At 51.2% G+C, this 2,416-nt stretch carries 2 protein-coding genes and 1 pseudogene; 1 reads left to right on the forward strand and 2 read right to left on the reverse strand.

Annotated features, from left to right (window positions below):
• Nucleotides 1-47: 47 nt before the first annotated feature.
• On the reverse strand, nt 48-1,016 hold the full coding sequence (locus tag IAE39_RS29315; RefSeq protein ID WP_201207942.1) for a hypothetical protein: 969 nt from the start codon (nt 1,014-1,016) through the stop codon (nt 48-50).
• A 142-nt stretch (nt 1,017-1,158) separates the two neighbouring features.
• Nucleotides 1,159-1,296 (reverse strand): annotated as a pseudogene (locus IAE39_RS29320) (LysR family transcriptional regulator); the annotation flags it as partial.
• A gap of 289 nt (nt 1,297-1,585) precedes the next feature.
• On the opposite strand from IAE39_RS29320, the gene IAE39_RS29325 reads away from it, so the two are divergent.
• Nucleotides 1,586-2,380 (forward strand): tyrosine-type recombinase/integrase, encoded by a 795-nt coding sequence (locus IAE39_RS29325; RefSeq protein WP_236548877.1) that lies wholly within the window; start codon nt 1,586-1,588, stop codon nt 2,378-2,380.
• Nucleotides 2,381-2,416: the final 36 nt, after the last annotated feature.

Raw genomic sequence — 2,416 nt, forward strand, 5'->3', positions numbered from 1 at the left:
CTGGCTTGTGTCATGCGGTGTATGCGACGGCTTTTTTCAGACAGAACCTAAGCAGGGATGCTTATCACGACGCCAAAACCGAGGGGGTATCCACGTTCCATAACTTCGAAACGCATACCTTCCTGCAGTGCGAGGGCATCGTCGAGAGTGACGCCAATTTCCTTGAATGTGCCAATAGCTACCGTTTTTGTATCGTTGGGCAGCGTGAGGCTCCCTCTCGTGCTGGCGCCGTGCCTGAAACGTATATCATAGGTTTTGGGCTCCAGCGCTTTGGCAGTGGGAGCGAATCCTTCGGGGCACGCGTAGATAATTGCATTGAATGCTGTGTGTGCTGTGATCGAATCGGGCTTAGCTAAGGCATGTTTGTTGCTGATCTGACTTTTTTTAACGTCGCTTAACACAATGTAGCATTCCTCGCCAGTACGGCGATCTTTGACTTCGTTGCGGAAATCTCTCAGTGAAATGCATTTCGTTTTAAGCGTTTTACCCGGCCCGACCAAGTCCAATGAGTCATTAATATTGAGCGTGCCTTGATATACACGAGCACAGACGTCTCGAACGCCCGGGTAGTTTGCTGGATCGCTTACCCATACAAGCAAGGACCTATCATTCGGCACTGGCTGGATAACGATACCAGCGTCAAAAGTTTTCTCTAGCGCCGCTTTATCATCAATCAATGAGGCATTCTTGCCCTGAAATCCGCAGTTCGACAGAATTTTGGTAATCTGTTCTTTGAAGCTCTTAAGCTTCGTTAAGTCAGACACACTCCCAGTTTCATTGAGGAGCACAGTTAGATGAGAAACACCTGCTAAGTGGCAAGCCTTGATTTCTTCACAGGGGAGGGCATCTACACCTTCAGTTGCTGAGATTTCCAAAAGGGCACCGTCGGTAGAGTAAATGAATAACTCTGGGTAGCTGGTGACCTGGACCAAGTCCTTGCAATAAGTCCTGGTCTCCTCATTAATTTTCCCAATAATGACTACTCTGATACTTGGATTTTTAGGTTGCTGTATCATAAACGCGTCCTTCGTTTGTCAGGGCTTGTCTGCGGGAATTTGAGCTGTACAAACAGGACGGGGCAACTGTCAAAAATGCTAGTTGAGTTGCAATTGTTTTTCGTTGCCAACACTGACTCATTGGTCGCGATGATGTCAGCGCTCAAACCTCAGCGAAGCACATTTCCTGGCCACCTCCCATCAACAACGGCGCATTCGCCTCCGTCACCCCGCGGATGTAATCCCACAGCAGGGTGATCCGCTTCAACTTCCTCAAATCCTCCCGGCAATAGATCCAGAACGACAAAGAGGGAAAGGGTTAACCCAGTGATTACAGGGGCTTAACCACCATGAACACCCTTCCACAGGAGCACCCTGTCACAGGTGCTGTCACAAACCGCACGCTTCCCTTGAGGCCAACGTGCCGGCTGGCGAGTCCGTACCATTACCGACGACACGGTATCTACTACCTACGCCTTCGTGTGACTGGCAGCGTGAACAGGACGGTTTCTGTCTCTCTGAAGACCACTGATCGCAGATGGGCAATGCAGACATCTGCTCATCTCACGTCATCACTTCAGGCATTCCACTTGGATCATCCTGATGCCTCATGGAACGATCTGCGGGAGAATCTGCTGACGTTGGTGAGCAGTACGCTGATGTCTACTGATGACGGCCACCCATTACGCCATTGGGGTGACATGTACCGGAACGTTGCTGTTAGCCCCTCGTCGGTGTTTGCTCCGAATGGTGAGGTGATGAGTACGGCAACAGAACCATCAGCAACCCCTATGACCTTCGATGTGCTGTCGCAGCTTTACATGGCTGATCGTGGAGGGGACCAGAAGCCCACGACCTTGAAGGAGACGACCCTGTGCCACAAGGTGATTGCTGAGAATCTGGAAGGTTTGGATTTGAGGACACATTCCAGAGCAGACCTTGTGCAGTTCCGAGAGCGTCTGTCAGAGGGTCGGATGCCTTCGACTGTGAACAAACTGATCGTGAAGCTTTCAGCTGTCTTTGCCTGGGCTGTCGAGAATGGACACCTGAGCAAGACTTACGACAAGAAGCTGAAGCTTACAAAGGGGGTTGAATCGACCCGTAAGGCGTTCTCCCAACCGCAGGTGCGCAAGCTCATGGACTATGCGAACGGCCTTCCAGCAGCGTCATGGAAACGATGGCTGCTCAGCTTGGGAATCATCACTGGCGGGCGGTTGAAGGAGATATGCCAGTTGACTCCGGGTGACGTTGTAGCCATGAAATCTGGCCTTGTTGCCATTCACATCAATGAGGCAGGGGAGGGGAAGTCAATCAAGAACAAGCAGAGCGAGCTACTGGTGCCGCTTACTGACGGTGCCTATGGTTTCGACCTAGGTTCTGTCTGAAAAAAGCCGTCGCATACACCGCATGACACAAGCCAG

The sequence above is a fragment of the Pseudomonas sp. S37 genome (assembly GCF_016658545.1).
GTDB lineage: Bacteria > Pseudomonadota > Gammaproteobacteria > Pseudomonadales > Pseudomonadaceae > Aquipseudomonas.